Source organism: Anabaena sp. FACHB-1237, from assembly GCF_014696225.1.
Classification (GTDB): Bacteria; Cyanobacteriota; Cyanobacteriia; order Cyanobacteriales; family Nostocaceae; genus FACHB-1237.
The window spans coordinates 1-18,232 of record NZ_JACJPV010000060.1; the positions used below are offsets into that span (position 1 = coordinate 1).

12 protein-coding genes and 1 pseudogene are annotated in these 18,232 nt (G+C 33.7%); 5 read left to right on the forward strand and 8 right to left on the reverse strand.

What is annotated here, in order from left to right:
• Positions 1 to 124 (reverse strand): annotated as a pseudogene (locus H6F32_RS18790) (photosystem II q(b) protein); the annotation flags it as partial.
• A 571-nt stretch (positions 125 to 695) separates the two neighbouring features.
• On the opposite strand from H6F32_RS18790, the gene psaK reads away from it, so the two are divergent.
• Positions 696 to 956: a photosystem I reaction center subunit PsaK gene (gene psaK / locus H6F32_RS18795; RefSeq protein ID WP_190370810.1), complete on the forward strand. Its 261-nt coding sequence runs from the start codon at positions 696 to 698 to the stop codon at positions 954 to 956.
• Positions 957 to 1,026: 70 nt separating this feature from the next.
• Here the strand turns inward: psaK and H6F32_RS18800 are convergent, their stop codons facing one another.
• The gene (locus tag H6F32_RS18800) at positions 1,027 to 1,635 is read right to left on the reverse strand and encodes a hypothetical protein (RefSeq protein ID WP_190370811.1); all 609 of its coding nucleotides are present in this window, start codon (positions 1,633 to 1,635) and stop codon (positions 1,027 to 1,029) included.
• Positions 1,636 to 2,108: 473 nt separating this feature from the next.
• A complete protein-coding gene (locus H6F32_RS18805; protein WP_190370812.1) occupies positions 2,109 to 2,702 on the reverse strand; it encodes a thylakoid membrane photosystem I accumulation factor in 594 nt (197 codons plus the stop codon).
• 225 nt (positions 2,703 to 2,927) lie between these two features.
• Between H6F32_RS18805 and H6F32_RS18810 the strand changes: the two genes are divergently transcribed.
• The 3 genes from H6F32_RS18810 to H6F32_RS18820 all read left to right on the forward strand — a co-directional run bounded on the left by H6F32_RS18810 (position 2,928) and on the right by H6F32_RS18820 (position 5,561).
• A complete protein-coding gene (locus H6F32_RS18810) occupies positions 2,928 to 4,244 on the forward strand; it encodes a Mur ligase family protein (protein WP_190370813.1) in 1,317 nt (438 codons plus the stop codon).
• A gap of 40 nt (positions 4,245 to 4,284) precedes the next feature.
• Positions 4,285 to 4,512: a hypothetical protein gene (locus H6F32_RS18815; RefSeq protein ID WP_190370814.1), complete on the forward strand. Its 228-nt coding sequence runs from the start codon at positions 4,285 to 4,287 to the stop codon at positions 4,510 to 4,512.
• 80 nt (positions 4,513 to 4,592) lie between these two features.
• Positions 4,593 to 5,561: a metal ABC transporter solute-binding protein, Zn/Mn family gene (locus tag H6F32_RS18820; protein WP_190370815.1), complete on the forward strand. Its 969-nt coding sequence runs from the start codon at positions 4,593 to 4,595 to the stop codon at positions 5,559 to 5,561.
• A gap of 191 nt (positions 5,562 to 5,752) precedes the next feature.
• Here H6F32_RS18820 and H6F32_RS18825 read toward each other — a convergent pair whose 3' ends face one another.
• From H6F32_RS18825 to H6F32_RS18845, 5 genes are all read right to left on the reverse strand, one after another.
• Positions 5,753 to 7,330 carry an HlyD family efflux transporter periplasmic adaptor subunit gene (locus H6F32_RS18825; protein ID WP_190370816.1) on the reverse strand — a complete coding sequence of 526 codons (1,578 nt, stop codon included), beginning with the start codon at positions 7,328 to 7,330 and terminating at the stop codon, positions 5,753 to 5,755.
• 148 nt (positions 7,331 to 7,478) lie between these two features.
• Entirely contained in the window at positions 7,479 to 10,490 is a 3,012-nt protein-coding gene (locus tag H6F32_RS18830) for a peptidase domain-containing ABC transporter (RefSeq protein ID WP_190370817.1), read from the reverse strand.
• A gap of 80 nt (positions 10,491 to 10,570) precedes the next feature.
• The gene (locus tag H6F32_RS18835) at positions 10,571 to 11,284 is read right to left on the reverse strand and encodes a peptidylprolyl isomerase (RefSeq protein WP_190370818.1); all 714 of its coding nucleotides are present in this window, start codon (positions 11,282 to 11,284) and stop codon (positions 10,571 to 10,573) included.
• Between the two features lie 1,028 nt (positions 11,285 to 12,312).
• On the reverse strand, positions 12,313 to 13,068 hold the full coding sequence (locus H6F32_RS18840; RefSeq protein WP_190370819.1) for a COP23 domain-containing protein: 756 nt from the start codon (positions 13,066 to 13,068) through the stop codon (positions 12,313 to 12,315).
• A gap of 944 nt (positions 13,069 to 14,012) precedes the next feature.
• Positions 14,013 to 14,762, reverse strand: a complete 750-nt coding sequence (locus H6F32_RS18845; RefSeq protein ID WP_242031188.1) for a sterol desaturase family protein — start codon at positions 14,760 to 14,762, stop codon at positions 14,013 to 14,015.
• Between the two features lie 738 nt (positions 14,763 to 15,500).
• Between H6F32_RS18845 and H6F32_RS18850 the strand changes: the two genes are divergently transcribed.
• Positions 15,501 to 16,538, forward strand: coding sequence for an AI-2E family transporter (locus tag H6F32_RS18850; protein ID WP_190370821.1), 1,038 nt, complete (start codon positions 15,501 to 15,503; stop codon positions 16,536 to 16,538).
• Positions 16,539 to 18,232 lie beyond the last annotated feature (1,694 nt).

Sequence of the window (18,232 nt, forward strand, 5' to 3'; positions counted from 1 at the left end):
GTAGGGTTGGGATCATTAATACGCCGAACCAGCCGATGTATAAACGATTGTTGGTGCTGGTGATAAATTCACAGAATCTATCCCAGATGTTCGCGCTTTGGCGCTGCTGGATTGCTGTGGTCATTGTTTTTATAATTGCGGTTTATGTATGTATGTTTTGGTAGGTGTTTCTACCTCATGAGTTTATCCTAAGATAAATGTTTAGTTTTGTAAAGGGGTTTTCGTAATATTTTTTAATATTTTTGGAAATATTTCTCTGCCTCAATGATAAAACCTATATATAGTAAGGTTTACAGGCTTTATTTTTTCGTAAACTTTTTTGTAAATCTACTCTTAATATTGTAACAATGTCTTCTTTTTAGGAAAATACTGGTAATAATAGTAACAAAGTTATTACTTATGGTCGGTGGTACACTATTGTACCGACTTATGACTGTTTTAATTTTGTAGGGTGCATCAGATATCAATAATTTGGTTATTTACATGATTTATACTGTCTGACGTGGTTGGTGAGCTTGTCGAACCACACCCTACCAATGTGCCAGTTGCGTAAGTTCTGTAATCCTTAAAATAATCCTTAAAATAATCCTAAAATTATCTAACAATTATCTGTAAAGTAAACCATGATATAGATTTTTATGAGTAAATATTTAGATTATATTCTCAAAGATAGAAAAATTTGAGGAGTAAATTAGGTGTTAACTTCAACCTTAATAGCTACTGCTACTGCACCTTTACAATGGAGTCCTACTATTGGCATTATTATGATTCTTGCCAATATTTTTGCTATGACTGTGGGTAGGTTTAAGATTCAATATCCTTATTCTGGTCCAGAATTACCATCTTCTAAATTTTTCGCTGGTTTTGGCCTACCAGCAGTTTTAGCAACTCTTTGTTTTGGTCATATTTTAGGTGCTGGTGTTATTTTAGGATTGCATTACATTGGTAGATTTTAATAGGTGATTGGTAATTGGGTAAAATATTATTCTCCCGACTCTCCATTCCCGACTCCTGACTCCCTAATTTTTACCCTATGGGATAATGTCCTGGGTTCACTGCATGAATAAATTCACTACCAGAATGAGGTCTTCCTGTTTTATAGGTTGCTTCTTCTGGTTTTCCCCATCCTAATTGCAGGATAATTTCTAAAAAGTTGTGATTTTCCCACTTGATTAAATTTGCCCATTCTGTTCTTTTATTAATTCTTTCTATATCTATTTTGCTGATTTTTTCATGTTTTTTACCATTACTGAAACTCAAATACAATTCCATATCATTGGTTACTGAATACCAAAATTCAACGATTGATTTTTTCGCTTTTTGCAAAATTTCTAAGTCACTTTTTAAGGCTATTAATTGACTATCAATTTCTGGATAATGTAGATTTTTGCCTTTAATTGTGATAGTTTGCCAGATAATTCCTGATACTTGATGTTGTTGTTGATATTGATGAATTGAGGTTTTGAAATCTTGATAAGCTGTAAATCTTTGTAAGCCTTCAGTTTTGATAAATGGATCTATCACTGAGTTTCCAGAAACGGATATTTCTAATTTTAAACGTTGTCCTTTTAAACAGGCTTGACGTTCACTTTCTAAGATTTCGATTAATTCCTGAGTATTATAAATTTTTGGCATTGCCACTCCTTATTAATTGATAATTTACAATTGATAAATAGTAATATTATTGATGGTTATTATTGATTTTTAGTATCTCCTCTTTATTTATGAGGAAATTATCTAGGAAATAAATTAAAAATGTCGTATCATATTTAACTAACCTGTAAATTCAGATCCTTGAATTATGAAATCAACTGTTGTGCTTTTAATTTGGATAATGGATGCAAGCAAGATGCTTGCACTACTGTGATTTTAGGTTTTTCAGCAAGAACCATATAGCTTCACATCAGCTTAGTCATAAAAACAGGACTTACGCAACTGGTACATTAGTAGGGTGCGTCAGATATCAAGGATTTGCTTATTTACGTGATTTATGCTGTCTGACGTGGTTGATGAGGTTGTCAAACCACACCTTACATCAGATTTGTGATGTGACACTTGCGTAAGTCCTAAAAAACATAATTCAAGGTTATTATCAGGATTTAATTATGTTATTGCTCTTCTAATTGACTACTAAACTGTTTAGATGAACGACGTTTTAACTCTAATGATTCAGTACGTGGTAGTAGGTTGAATACTTCACGCAATTTATCATCTATTTCTTCAAAGGGTACTTTTCCTTTTTTATTGAATACTACCTGACCAGATTGATCAAATATCACTATTTGTGGCACTGCACCAGAGTAGTAGTATCCCGGTTCTGTGGGTTGGTATTTTTGGTTAGGAAATAGGGTATCAACACTCACAGGGATAATTTCCGCTGCACGGCCATAAAATGCTTGAATTTCTGAGATTATGGGAGCATATTCTTTGCAATCTTTACTATCGTCTATGTAGTATGGTATAATTACTGAACGATGTTCTGCTAATGCTTGAGCTAAAGTTTCTTTTGCAGGAACTAGTGAGCCATTACCAGCATAAACTACGAAGATGTTACCGTCATACTTATCATCTTTAATGCCTGCTGATGCTGGTTGTATGCCAATTATGAATAAGCACATTAGCAACATGAGAGATTTTGCAACTAATTTTTGCCAATTAGCTGTTATTTTAGTTTGTAAATGAAGCCAGTTTATGCTATTCATCAATATGAACCTTTGAAGTTGTGATTTTTCCTAAGTTTATGCTGAATTTGGTTACTTAGATAGGATATATATTATTACATTGTTGGCTATTTTCCAGTTTGTTCATATAAATATTTCTCAAATATTGCTCAAATATTTCTCCAGGATATTTCCTAAACTGGTAAAATTCAATTTTCATTTATAAATCATGGCTAATTTATTGTTGTAGGTAAAAAGATAAGATTGATGAATAAATTACGTTTAGGTTTGGCTGTATCCATAGCAAAAAGTATCACGTTTTTAGTGCGATCGCTCAATATTGGTGCTGCTAGTGTATTACCAGGTGCAATAGCTCGAAAAATAGCCCCAAATTTGTTACAATTACTCAGTCAACAAGTAAAAAATGGGGTAATTCTCATTGCAGGAACTAATGGAAAAACAACAACCGCTTTACTTTTATGTAGTATTTTAAAAGGTAAAGGTTATAAAATTTCCCATAATTCTACAGGAGCAAATTTAGAAAATGGTTTAGCTACTGCTTTAATAGAAAGTGCCAATTTTTTAGGTAAGTTAAACGTAGATTATGCAATTTTAGAAGTTGATGAAAATATTGTTCCTAAAGTTTTAAAACCTCTTCAACCTCGTGTAATTTTATGTTTAAATTTATTCCGAGATCAGTTAGATAGATATGGGGAAGTTGATACTATTAGTAAACGTTGGACTCAGGTTATTTCTACTTTACCAGATAATACTGTAGTTATTCCTAATGCTGATGATCCGACTTTATCAAATTTAGGTCAACAATTATCACAAAGAGTGGTTTTCTTTGGGTTAAATGAACCAGAAAGTTATTTAGAAGCTATTCCTCACGCTGTAGATTCTATTTATTGTCCTCGCTGTGGACATTCTTTAGAATATCAAGGGGTTTATTTGTCACATTTGGGAGATTTTACCTGTCCTAGTTGCGGTTTCACTAAAAGTAAACCCAGTTTAGAAAGTCGGGAATGGCCACAAATTCTAGTGGGTTTATATAACAAATATAATACTTTAGCTGCTGTGACTGCGGCTAAGGAATTAGGGATTGATGAGGTAATAATTAAGGATACAATTGAGAATTTTCAAGCTGCTTTTGGCCGTGCGGAAGATTTAATTATTGATGGTAAAAAAGTGAGAATTTTATTATCTAAAAACCCTGTGGGAACAAATGAAACTATTAGGGTAGTCACTGAAAGTAATGATCAAACCACTTTGTTGGTTTTGAATGATCGCACTCCGGACGGAACTGATGTATCATGGATCTGGGATGTGGATACGGAAAAGTTGGTAGAAAGAGGAGGAACTTTGATCGTGAGTGGCGATCGCGTGTATGATATGGCTTTACGTTTACGTTATAGTCAAAAGTCTCTGGATAGTGGTGTCAATCTCATTGTAGAACCAGATTTGCATAAAGCGATCGCTACTGCTTTGGAACATACTCCCACGACGGAAACTTTGCACATTCTCCCTACCTATTCTGCTATGTTGGAAGTGCGAGAAATTCTTGTAGGTAAAAAAATTCGTTAATCTTTTATATATAATCAAAAGGAGTGTTTAAACATGAATTATGAAAACCATCAAACAGATATTATTAGCTATTCCTGCATTTTTAGCATCTTTACTATTTTTAGTCAATCCTAGCTATGGTTCTCCATGGGAAAATCACTCTATTTCATCAATATCACAATTAGATATTACCACTAATCAAATTAATCAAAATACACATTCAATTATCGATCAATCTGGCTGTAATTGTGCCAATTGTCTGCAAACTAATTTCCAACTATTCTTTTAGATCCCGGACTTCTAGATCCCGGACTTCTTTAAGAAGTCCGGGATCTTAACTTAACTCATAATATTCATAAATTTTTGATTATGTTGAAAAAAACAACATTTAAGGGAATATTAAATATAACTATCATCAGTTTAATTTTAACAATTGTGGGCTGTAACCAGAAAAATACTAATAACAATATTTATAGTAAATCTCAAAATCTCAATAGTAATAATTTACCTGTGGTAGTAGCTACTAATAGTATAATTTGTGATTTAACTAAACAAATTGCTGCAAAAACTATTAATTTAATATGTTTAATTCCTCCTGGTATTAACCCCATCAATTATCAATCAGTACCAGAAGATAAACAAGCTATAGATCAGGCTAAATTAATTTTATATCATGGTTATAATTTTGATCCGGGACTAACTAAGATGATTAGAACTACAGAAAATAATATTCCTAAAATTCCTGTGGCTGAAATTGCGGTAAAAAGTCCCATTAAATTCAAAAAAAATGGTCAAGAAGTACCAGAGCCCCATATTTGGCATAATGTTAAAAACGCCATGAAAATGGTATATATTATTAATGATAACCTGGGGAAAACATTTCCTAAAAATGCTAATTTATATAATGAAAATGCAAATAAAATTAATCAAGAATTATCACAACTTAATAGTTGGGTAAAAACTAGATTAGATAGTATTCCTAATAAAAACCGCCAATTATTAACAACCAATACTGCAATGATTTATTATGTTAATGCCTATAATTTACCGTATAAAAATATTAGTAAAACTACGGATGTAAATATTGATAATGTAGCAGAAAATATTAAAAAAAGCAAAGTACCAACAATTTTTGCTGATACAACTATTAGCCTTAATTCTCTCACAGCAGTGTCTAAAAAAGCCAATGTAAGATTATTTCCTAGACCATTATATATTGATGGTTTAGGAGAGGTTAATAGCGATGGAGAAACTTATCAAAAAATGATGGATGCTAATACGAGAACAATAGTAGAAGGTTTGGGGGGAACATATTTAAAATTTGCAGTAAAACATTAAGCTGTTGTACCTTTAACTTGAATAATTAATACAAGCAAGATGCTTGTGCTACTGTAACTTCATGTTTTTTAATTATACAGTGAGTGCTGCACATTAGCTTAATATTAATAATAATATCCCCTACTTCTTGGAAAAGTAGGGGATTTGACCTTTGGGATTATTTTGGGATTATATTTTACAAATCAACTAAATTATCTAACCTCTTGCAAACTTTCCACTTGTTTAGTGAATAGTTCAGTAAATAAACTCATAACTGTACGTTCTTCTCGTACTTTAATATTAGCAGTAATAGACATCCCCGACTGTAAACTAATTTGCCGACCTTGCAGTTTTAAATATTGTTGACTTAATTTTACCCTAGCAGGAAATCGGTAAAATTGATGGGTTTGATCTGGAGGTAAAGCGTCAGAAGCAATATCCACTAATTCGCCTTTAATATCCCCAAATTCACTAAATGGGAAGGAGTCTATTCTCACATCTACTTTCATTCCTTTCCTGACAAAACCAATGTCTTTATTAGTAATGAAAACTTCGGCTATGAGATTATCAACAGGGACAATTTGCAGTAATTTTTGATTATAATTAGCCACAAAACCTGGATTTTTTGCTTGTAGATCAAAAATTGTTCCTGATACTGGGGCGCGAAGTTCTTGATATTTAACGTTCAACTGTGTTTGGGATATTTTACTATTTGTTTCTGCTAATTTCTGTTCATTATCGAGGATAATTCTCATAAATTGACTGTCAATTTCCGCAATTCTTTGTTTATTACTGCCAATTTTTTCCAGGATGGTTTTATCAGAAGATGCTACGGTGTTAGTAAGTTCTTCTTTTCTTTTTTCTATATCAAATTTGAGTCTTTTTTCCTCTTCTTGCAATTGGGCAACTTCAGCAATCTTATTTTGTACTTCTTGCTGTTGGTTCAAATATTGTATTTGAGAAATACCACCTTCTTCAGCTATTGTTTTGATTTTATTTAATATCTTGGTTTGGATGGCTAGACTATTTTTAGTGTCGTTTAATTTCACCTGGGTTTGTGCGAGTTGTTTTCTGGTTTTTTCTACTTCTAAATCTGCGGCTTTGGAACGCGAATCTAATTCTTTTTTAGTGACAGCTAATAATTCTTCTTCATCTATTCCTACTCCTGGCGTAATTACCTGATTTCCTAATTGAGAACGTAATAATTGATTTCCTGCTACTAAACTACTACGACTTTTGAGTAAAAATGCAATGTCCGGAGGAAGTTTACTGGTTAAAAATTCTAATTCTGATGCTGTTCCTTGACTGACTAACATTAATTTTCGATAAATTTCATTTTCTTTAATTAAGGCATTCCGAATTTTATTTAATGAGTTTAATTCGGCTATTGTAGCTACAGACTCAAATGTTAATAACAAATCTCCTGGTTTTACGGCTTGACCATCTTTAATATACACTGTCTTAACAACGCCATTAATAGGAGCTTGTACCTCTTTTACCGCTGCTTCTGGTTTTAATTGTCCTACGGCTGGTACTACCTGTTCTATTTTCGCTAAACAAGCCCAACCAATACCAAAACAAGCTACTCCCATGAGAGAAATCATAATTGCTCGTGACCAAATTGGTGATTGTCTTAACACCACTTGTTGATCAAATTGACTGTCAAAATTGTTATTTCCTCTTTTTACCTGGGCTTTTGTAGACATCAAAATTTGCGAATCTTCAGCTAGATCATGATTTTGATGATGGCCATTTCTGCCGTTTCTTGGGTTGCTGTTAAGTTGAGTCATAATATTGGTAAATTAGGGGGTTATTGATGAGGTTTTGCTGTTTAAGAGTGGGATTTTTTCTCACGCAGAGGCGCAGAGTTTCAGAGGAGTTTACTATTTCTAATTCAGCATTATTAGTCTTGGTCAGTATTTGCAAGGTAGGGGATGTTTAAAAGATAGCTTCTTGTTGTTTATAGAGATAGTAATAATGTCCTTTTTCTGCCATGAGTTGTTGATGTGTACCTTGTTCTAAAACTCGGCTATTATCCATAACTACTATGGTATCAGCATTACTTACAGTATTTAATCGGTGGGTAATGAAGAAAACTGTACTACCTTTAAAGCTTTGGGCTAGGTTTAAACAAATTTGTTTTTCTGTGGGATAGTCCAAGGCACTGGTAGCTTCATCTAATACTAATAGTTTAGGTTTTTGTAACACAGATCGAGCGATCGCTATTCTTTGTCTTTGTCCTCCTGATAAATTTGAACCTTTTTCTCCTACTCTTGTATTATACCCGTTAGGTAAACCCATAATAAAATCATGGGCAACTGCTATTTTCGCAGCAGCAATTACTTGTTCTGTGGTGGCTTCTGGGTTAGTTAAGGCGATGTTTTCCTCCACTGTACCATCAAATAATAAAGTATCTTGAGGAACTACTCCAATTTGTCTCCTTAATGAATAAAGTTCTACTTTAGAAATGTCATAATCATCAATTAAAATTCTTCCTGATTCTACATCATACAATCTTAACAGTAATTTCATCATGGTACTTTTGCCTGAACCACTTTGTCCCACAATTCCTATAAATTGTCCTGCCTTAAATTCTAAACTCACATTAGTTAATTGTAATGGTCCTGATGGTTTAAATCTAAAGCACACATTGTCATATTTTATTGCCCCAATAATAGGAGGTAAGGCAATATTATTTCTATCTATTTCTGCTTCTTGGGGTGTATCTACAATATCACTTAATCTTTCTAAAGAAAGTCCAGTTTCTTGGAAGGTTTGCCAAATTTGTGCTAATCGTAAAATAGGGGTAGTCACGTAACCGGAGATAATTCTAAAGGCAATTAATTCACCTAGTGTTAAATCTTTTTGGAGAACCAAATAAGCACCTACCCATAATACTAATAGGGCGCTTAGTTTACTCAAAAATTGACTGGTAGAACTAGCTAAGGTAGAAGTAATTACTGTTTTAAAACCTGCCGCCACAAATTGGGCATATTTTTTCTGCCAAGAATTACGGGATCTAAATTCAATATTTTGGGCTTTTACTGTTTGAATACCAGACATTACTTCCACTAAATAAGATTGAGTGGCAGCGTTACGTTCGGCTTTAGTTCTTAACTGTCTACTCATAGTTGGTGCAGCAACTAAAGTAACTAATACAAATATGGGAATTGTACTTACTGCTACTAATGTTAATTGCCAACTATAAAACAGCATCACCACAATATAAATACCCGAAAATAAGGCATCTAATACTACTGTTAAGGCTGTACCTGTGAGGAATTGTCTAATATTTTCTAACTCGTTAATTCTGGTGGATAATTCCCCCACTGAACGCGGATCAAAATATCTTAATGGTAGCCGCAATAAATGATCAATTATTTGTGATCCCAAACTCATATCTATGCGGTTTGTGGTGTCTACAAATAAGTAAGTTCTCAAGGTAGTTAATACTGCTTCAAATAAAGCTACTGCTAATAATAATACCCCTAAAATATTTAAAGTATTAATACTATTTTGTACAATAACTTTATCAATAATTAACTGTAAAACTAAGGGGTTAGCTAAAGCTGCTAATTGTACAAAAAAGGAAGCAATAAATACTTCTATCAATACTCTCCGATAGCGAGATAGATAGGGCAAAAACCAACTTAAACCAAAACGCTGTTGTGGTGTTTCCTTAGTGGTGCTTAATAGTAAGACTTTGATTTGTGGTTGTAAACTACTTTCATCGCTGTTTAATTCTGCCCTTAATTCCGCAGGTGTGCGATAAATAATTCCTTGAGACGGTACACCTAATACTACTGTATTGGCATCTACTTCATAAACGACAGCATAACTATCACCATAACTAATTAACGCAGGTGTGGGAATACGATTAATTACTACGGTGGGAATATCCACAAGTTGGGCTTTTAAGCCAATTAATTCTGCTACATAACCACATATGGGAAATGGAATATTACCATTTCGTCTCACAGCATCTTCTAAAATGCGTTTTATGACTTCTTTTCTTAGGGGAATTTCTGAATGTTTAGCTAACATTTGAAAGCAAGCTAATACAGAATTTACTTCTCCTTCTCCCCGGAAAAATGCATATTTCTGGCGTGGTTTTTTAGGCGCTTTTCCTATATTTTCTGGTGTAACAAATTGGGTATCTTCTGCATAGGGAATGTCTATCGCTTTTGCTAAAGTTATGGTACTTCCTGATTCCTCTATGTCTGTTTTTTGAACATTAGATATTTCTAAATCTTCTCGGTTAATTCCCACTAAGCGCATCGGTTGTTTACCAGAAATTACCAGGCGAGAATTTTCGGCATTTTCTAATACTGTACCAGCTGTAAAATCGGGAATATTATTACTACTAATAAACCATAATTTTTCACTGGAAAATTCATCTAAAGAATGTTTACCTGGTGGTAAATAGTGTATGCTGGCATCTGAGATTGCTTGTTGAGTAATGTCCTTGAGATTATAATCACCTAAAGCCTGTTGAGTAATGCGTGGACCAATTAAATCAAATATCTCGATTAAACTACTTTGATTTTGTCTAATTTCAGCAAAGCTGCTGTTTTTGGCTAGTAGTTCTAAATAATCTCCAGCCCTAAAAGTTAAGCAAATTATTTCAGGATCCGTGGAGGCGATCGCTGTTTCACAAGGTATTTGCCTTAACCAACTGATTTCTCCTATTATTGCCCCTGGTTCTAATAATTTTAAAGTAATTGGTAATTGACTTTGGGGATGATATCCTAATAGTCTCACATTACCTTCATAGAGAATTACTATTCTTTCTGGTAATTGTTCCTTACCAATCATTTTATCACCTGTTCTATACTTTAAAGGCTGCATTATAGATGGTGATATAAGTCGGTTAATTTCCTCATTTTCTAATTGATCAAAACCAGGAATTGATCTCAGGAATTTTGTAAAATCTTCTTTCGTATAGCTCATATCTTTTTTGACTTTAATTACTCAATTGCTAACAAAAAATACACAAACAGATTAGTCGCATAGCTATTATCAATAAGCATTTATGAACTACCAATCTGCCATTCTTGTTTATTTACTTGCTCTTGAAACCAATAATTGAATTTTTCATTTAATAATCTTTGACGCATTTGACTATCTAACTGAGCAGGAATAAGTTTTTCTAATCTGACAATCACTATGATATTATTATTTATGGTAATGGGAGGTAATAATTTTTGTGGTTGACTTCTGGATAATTCTGCTCTTAATCTAGGATGTATAGATTGTAAATCTACTGGTCCGACTAAACCATCTGTTTGTGCTTCTGGTCCTTGGGAATATTTTCTAGCTAATTCTCCAAAAGATTGTTCCCCTTCTTGAATCCTAAAATAGATTTCTTGGGCAATGCCAATACTATTTGTACTAATCAGAGAATACATGATCTTATCTAATAAAGGTTTGCGTTCAAAAAAATAGTTACTTATATCTTCTCCCCATTGTTTTTGTTTAAATTTTTCTATTTTCAATTGTTTAATTGCTATATTTTTTAATTCTTGGGAACTCATTGCTTGCTGTCCCATTGCTTGATACTGTTGGGCTATTTGTTCACAGGCTATTTTTTCCTCTTCCGCAGTATATTCAATACTCTCTATGGCTTGATCAATGATTATTTCTTTCTGTAATAGTGGTACTAAATTATATTGTGCCAATAGTTGCAACACTTCGGTTGGTGATAGAATGCGATCGCCTAATTGTAACACTGTATTTGTACTCATATTTACCACCTTTGTTACTTTCTCCAAAGTAGATATTTAGAAACTAGTTGTTCACTAGTGATTTTCTCATCCTGATTTGTTACTTGTATGTACATTCACTAACCTTCCTTGATGAAAGATGGTTGAACTACATCTTAGTATTTCGGCAAATCCAGATATTAATTGTTGTACTGTTAGTTGTCTGTGCGTTTTTATTTACATAATATCTATCATACTAAAATAGCATAAATTAGTCATTTTGTAACTATAAACGTAATTTTACCCTGTTTAGGTTTATTAATTGGGTAAATCGCGTAATTTTTAACATAACCAGGACTTACGGAACTGGCACATTGGTAGGGTGTGGTTCAACAAGCACATCAACCACGTCCGACAGTATAAATCCTGTAAATAACCAAATTGTTGATATCTAACGCACCCACTCAACAGATTTTTTAGTGTGACACTTGCGTAAGTCCTAATAACGATAACTAACTTACTGAGTGCGTTAAAGACTAGATTACAAGTTTGTAATATTAGCAATAAGTAGTTATTTCTTGACCAATTTTTTTTTAAACATTACTATCTTTAAGGTTGTAACTAACTACTCAAGCTATATATTTGTTGACAAGCATAACTAGTCTTTAACTAGTCTTTAACTAATCTTAAAAATCTATCTCCAAAATAACTACTACACCTAATTAGTCAATACAGGATAAAAATGAAAGTAGGGGTTTAGCAATGCTAAACCCCTAGAAATACAGTAGTTTCCCTTTTGATAAGCTACAAATATTTATGATACAGCAGTTTCCGTTATTATAAGGTACAGATGTTAATGATAAAACCCTTGTAACACAGGCATCTTGCTGTGTTCACAGTGTACCTCATGTAGATGGAATGTGCTGTAAGTATTTCTGATTCCTGACACACGCTAAAACGACAACTTGTGAGTACAAACTTTTGTTAAATTTATGACCTCATTTTTACCTAAGGGTAATTCATGAATTACCCCTACTCTGTTTTGCGTAAGTCATCAAATTCCTAGAAAATTAACGAAATAACCCAGGATTTAAACGAATAGGCTGAACATTTCTATTATTACTTCTAATTACCGCCCCATTTTTCAAATTGCTGCCAGTACCACCATCTTTAGGATCAAGATAAGGTTTCAAATTAATCCCACTACGAGAATTACTCACCCTATTATTACCACCTAACACGCTTTGTCCTATATTGTAGATTCCTTGTACACCTCCAGGATTACGATTACCATAAGTATTCACCGCAATAGTTTCTTGTCCATTATCAGCAGCCGCTAAATTATCAAATACACTACTACGTACAGCGTAGGGATCTTTACCACGTGGCACAGTTAAAAGTATACGACAACTAGGAACAGTTTGAGTAGTAACGCAAATAATATTTTCTCGGTTTTCTGCAGCAATTTGTAATTCCTGTAAACCATCCGGACGATATAATTCTAAACGACTAGCGATCGCTTCACAACGTTTTTGAGTGTCCCAACCTCCTCCCAAGGCTTGCGGTGCAGCCCAAGCAAAATACTGTCCCGGCCTACTTTGTGGTTGATACATTACTGTATGCTTGCCATTATAAAATTGACAACTAAATCTGGTACTGTTATTAGCCGTTGAACCTGTGGGAACTGTAGTTGAACCCGTGGGAACTGTAGTGGAAGAACCAGATGGTATAGTAGGAACAACAACTTGAGCGGAAACTGTAAAACTACTTAAAAGCAAGGATAAACCAAGACTGCTCAGAGATAATAACGGTAAAGATAATTTCATACACTGATCTCCTATAAATTAGTAACTGATTAGTAATTGATTGATGTGTAATTCATTATTGTTCTTGATAGAAACTGAGAAAATAATATTCTCATTCTTATATCACCATCTGACGCAAAATATATTTTTTTGATTCCACTATATAGGAATGCGGTTTTATCTATAAAAACATACGTAGGGTGAGTCAGACTCAATAAATTGTATCAATAAACATATTTGTCATATCTGACGCACCATACAATACTAATTTTTTCAAAAATTAAATAAATTAAATATGAGAAACCGCCATAAACTACGATAGATCAGTCTCAGTAGTTTATAGCGGTTCCAGGGTTAGAAAATGAACTAATCAAATATAATGAACCTGACTTCAATCTATACAAATAAGGTGGACTCACATAGCAATCAGTCACAAAATCTAATCTCAACAATGCTTCCTGAATCCCACACAGGCATTTATCACAGAGAAGTTGCACACCTCCAATATAATGACAATATTGGTAAAGTTGATACGAGAACACTAAGGCGAAAACACTTTCACAGGAAGCGACAAAATCAAACAAAATCAACCTGATTGCTATGACATTAGAGCAGGCGGTACACACTCTAATGAGTAAAATTCCGTTCAGGCTAGGGTGCTTTCTTAACTCCTAACCTTTTTGTACCATGGCATCACTCTAGCATAACTTTTCTGCTTTGTGCAGTATTGTTACTAAAGTTAAAATTACTTAATATATCGCAACAAAGGAGTCAGGAGTCAACTGTCAGTAGGGGTTTATTACTTCTCATTGAACCCCCTACAGGGAGTCGGAAGTCAGAATAAGCTGTTGTGCCTTTAACTTGAATAATTAATACAAGCAAGATGCTTGTGCTACTGTAACTTCAGGTTTTTTAATTATACAGTGAGTGCTGCACATTAGCTTATCAACTTTTGACTTTTGATTTCACGAAGTGCGCTCCTGACTCAGCACTCCACTATCTCCCTGCATCATAAATGGCGTTTCAATCATTACATCCGTATTCATTAACCTATCCCAAAAACGAAAATAAAGACCATAATTACAATTGAACTTATGATGGTGTAAATTATGATGGGTTGGTGTAATCCAATTTTCTTGCCAAAAACCATGCATCCAGGACAGAGGATAAACTTCATAACCAGTGTGATTGACAACTCCAAACATGGTCATTAATGTTAGTAAAATTGCCAATACACCAATATTAATGGGAATAATAAAAACCATTATGGGAATGATAATTGCTGTGATCATACTTTCCACCGGATCGAAAGAAAAAGAAGTCCAAGGTGTGGGATTTATGGATTCATGGTGAATTTTATGAAAAAGCCGATATATTGGGGGAAGATGTAACCAGCGATGTGTCCAATAAAAATATGTGTCGTGGATAAACAAATAGACAAATAAACTTATAGGTACATACCACCAATCATATTCGGTTAAATTAAAGTAAACTTTTGTTTTTCCTAATGCTATCATTTCCATCATAAATCCACTGGGTATGGCAAAAACTAGACATGACCACAAAGACCATTTAATTTCACTCTTGATTTTACTTTTCCGTTCGTCCATATCATGCAAACGGCGAATTTCCCAAGACTGCGGACGACGTACCCACAATAACCAATAGAGAATAGAGGATACTAATAAATATCTGATAGTCAGAACCAAAAACATGAACAGGATGGAAATAACAAATTGCGTGAAATTAGGAAACATATCAATCAATTTTCTCAGAAAAATGTTTTTAAGCAGAAAACTATTATGCTAATTATTGATAATATAAATAACATATAGGAATCATATTTTAATTTTCAAAAAAATTAGGTATTGTAGGGTGCGTCAGATATTATGAATCTGTTGATTGATAGAATTTATGCAGTCTCACACACCCTACCTATCTTTTTATAAATCAAATATTGTTCCCATACGCTAATTATAACATATAAACAAGATCCTATATACCGCACTTCTTGAAAAATTCGGTGATCTGTCTGTGACGTGAAGTTTTGTGTCCTTTTTCGATAAATATTGCCCAAAAGTCCTGAAATCTGGTATTTTTGTAGAAGCCAATTTTATGCTACTAGGAAAAAGTTTTGATCTAAGTAAGCGATCGCTCAGGAAAACAGTGTATAACATTTTACCATGATTACTAATCAATTAGGATTTTTGCTGAAGTTGCTGATCCTCTCAGCTTTGCTATCAGTATTAATTAAGGATGTAGCTCCTATTTTCCCAATCAGAGAAAGTCCCACAAATGTCTTAATGATGGTGTTATTACCAACTATATTGATGACAATGGTGTTATTGTGGAGAATATATCACAGGGATTGGCAAGTTAAGGACTAAAAAGTGATAAAATAGTCAAATTACAAATTACAAATTACAAATTACCAAGCTGTGGGAGTGAAGCCTGTGAATCTTGGTCAATGGATAGGTTTAATTACTTTAGTTATATCTCTATATATTCTATGGCAGCTACGGGATGTTTTGTTGTTGATATTTGCTGCTGTTGTGTTAGCAGGAATTTTAAATCGTCTAGCGCGATTTTTGCAGCGTTTGCGAATAAAACGAGGATATGCTGTATTAATATCGGTGGGGATTTTCTTTTTAAGTATGGTCTGTTTTTTCTGGATAATTGTACCCCCTTTTATCCAACAATTTCATGAATTAACATATAAAGTTCCCCAAGGTTTTCAACGTTTAAATATTTGGATTGATGAACAAAAAACACATATTCCCATAGAATTATTACCTTATGTACCGGATCTAAATAGTTTAAGTGAACAAGCACAACCTTTATTTAATCGCTTGTTAGGAAATTCTTTTGCTTTTGTTTCTGGTTCTTTAGAAGTTGTTTTAAAAATCTTATTAGTTTTGGTGCTAACTGGAATGTTTTTAGTGAACCCAGAATCTTATGAAAAGGTATTTGTTAGGTTATTTCCTTCTTTTTATCGGCAGCGAATTACAGGAATTTTAGATAAGTGTGAAATTTCTTTAGAACGGTGGGCTACTGGGGCAATTATCGCTGTGGGTGTGGTAGGTTTAATGAGTATGATCGGGTTATGGGTGTTGCAGGTAAAAGCTGCCTTGGCCTTGGGTGTTTTGGCAGGGTTTATGAATTTAATTCCTAATTTGGGTCCAACGATGAGTGTTGTACCAGCAATGGCGATCGCTCTTTTAGACTCTCCGTGGAAACCTTTATTCGTGCTAGTTCTTTACTTTATCATTCAACAAATTGAGAGCAATTTTATTACACCAATGGTTATGGCTCATCAGGTATCTCTATTACCAGCAGTAACTTTAATTTCTCAATTATTTTTTGTGACTTTCTTTGGCTTTTTAGGTTTATTTTTAGCACTTCCTTTAACTGTAGTTGCCAAAATTTGGGTTGAGGAAGTCTTAATTAAAGATGTATTAGATAAATGGGGGCAGGAAGAGATTGAAAATTGACAATTATTGCCTTTATTGCCTACTTGGATCATCTTACCACTAAATGACCTAACAATATTGTTTAGTGACAGTTTTTGACCAAGAAAAGAATAAATGCATCTCACCAATTACGTCAGATAATATAAATCATACAAACAACCAAATTGTTGATATCTGACACACCCACTCAACAGATTTTTTAGCGTCACACTTGCGTAAGTCCTATTTAATTGTAAATTCCCGATTTCTTATAGCCACCCGTCTATTAGCTTTCTAAGAGGATATTTTAAAAGTATAGGGCGAATATCATAAGGCTTAGGCCACGCTACGCTATCGCCACTATACAGGCAAAGTCCACACTTCCACAGGCTCAGTGACCACCTATCTGGGTAGACTAAGGAAAAACCAAAGATTTTTAACCTGCGTAAGCAGGTTTTCCCTGTGTAGACGGGATTTATAATCGCTGATTTCTGTGTTAATTTAGACTTTACAAACATCCTCTAAAAGCCATAATTCAGGGATATAGGACTCATATTTGATTTTTGAAAAAATTAGCTATTGTAGAGTACATCAGACTTCATAAATTCTATTAATAAACAGATTTTTAACATCTGACGCACCCTACGTATCCTTTCATAAATCAAATATTATTTCTATACGAAAGTAAACAATAACCCAAATTACTAATTATAAATATCACTCTTTATATTCGCCTAGCTTGCCTTAAAAGATGTTTTAAAAGTCCCTCAAGATGTATCAAAAATTTTCTTCTTAATAAGAGAGAACTATGACTCTAGTTTCCCTTATTGGGGGGTTAAGGAAAAACTTTAAGCGTCTAAAGTCACCTTGTAAAACTTTTTAAACAATCTCTTACTTAGGCCAGCCCACCTTGGGGGGTTAGGGTGGGATTTAGTACACCAATAAAAGCAATTACTTTTAACTAGCAACTTACGTTAATAGAGATCGCAGAAATTTTATTCAACAACAATCAGCAAACTTGAGTTTTTTATCCTACTATTTCTAGAACCTCAAATTTACCTTATTTACAAATCTTCGCAAACAGAAAGCCACTTCAAAGTAAATATCGGCAGTGGTAATAGTTGCTCTTATGTCGGTAGTATTAGTGTTTCTGGTGGTTCTTCTTCTGCTGCCAAAAAGCGAGGGAAAAATGACACCGCCTGAGTCTTTGCTAATGTTGCTGTTTTCATAATACATTCCTATTTCCCTGAAAAGAACTTTATTTTAGCTAGAAAAAATATATCAGTAAATTATTTTTACAGCAAGGACATTTAAGATATTTAAGATATTTGCACCACATTCCATCTACATGACGTACACTATTAGTACAGCAAAATGCTCGCACTACAAAAGTTTTATCACTAACATATGTACCTCATAATAACCGAAACTGCTGTAAGTAGCACAAACACCAGAACTTGATCCGAGTGAATATCAGAAAAATTACAAAATATCTCAATCACAACTCATACTTCTGTTGACATCCTCTAAAGTAGGAGCAATTCATGAATTGCCCCTACACAAAAATACTATTCAGTCATATCCTGATACTTTTAACCGAGACATTCCGTGACATCTGAGATATCGTGAATGTCCAGTACAACATTACCAACTGAGTTGATAAAGGTGGTATCCCACATTGCCTTGAGGAAAATCCCCAAAGCTCCATTAAAATCTCGCGGTATGTCATAACCGCA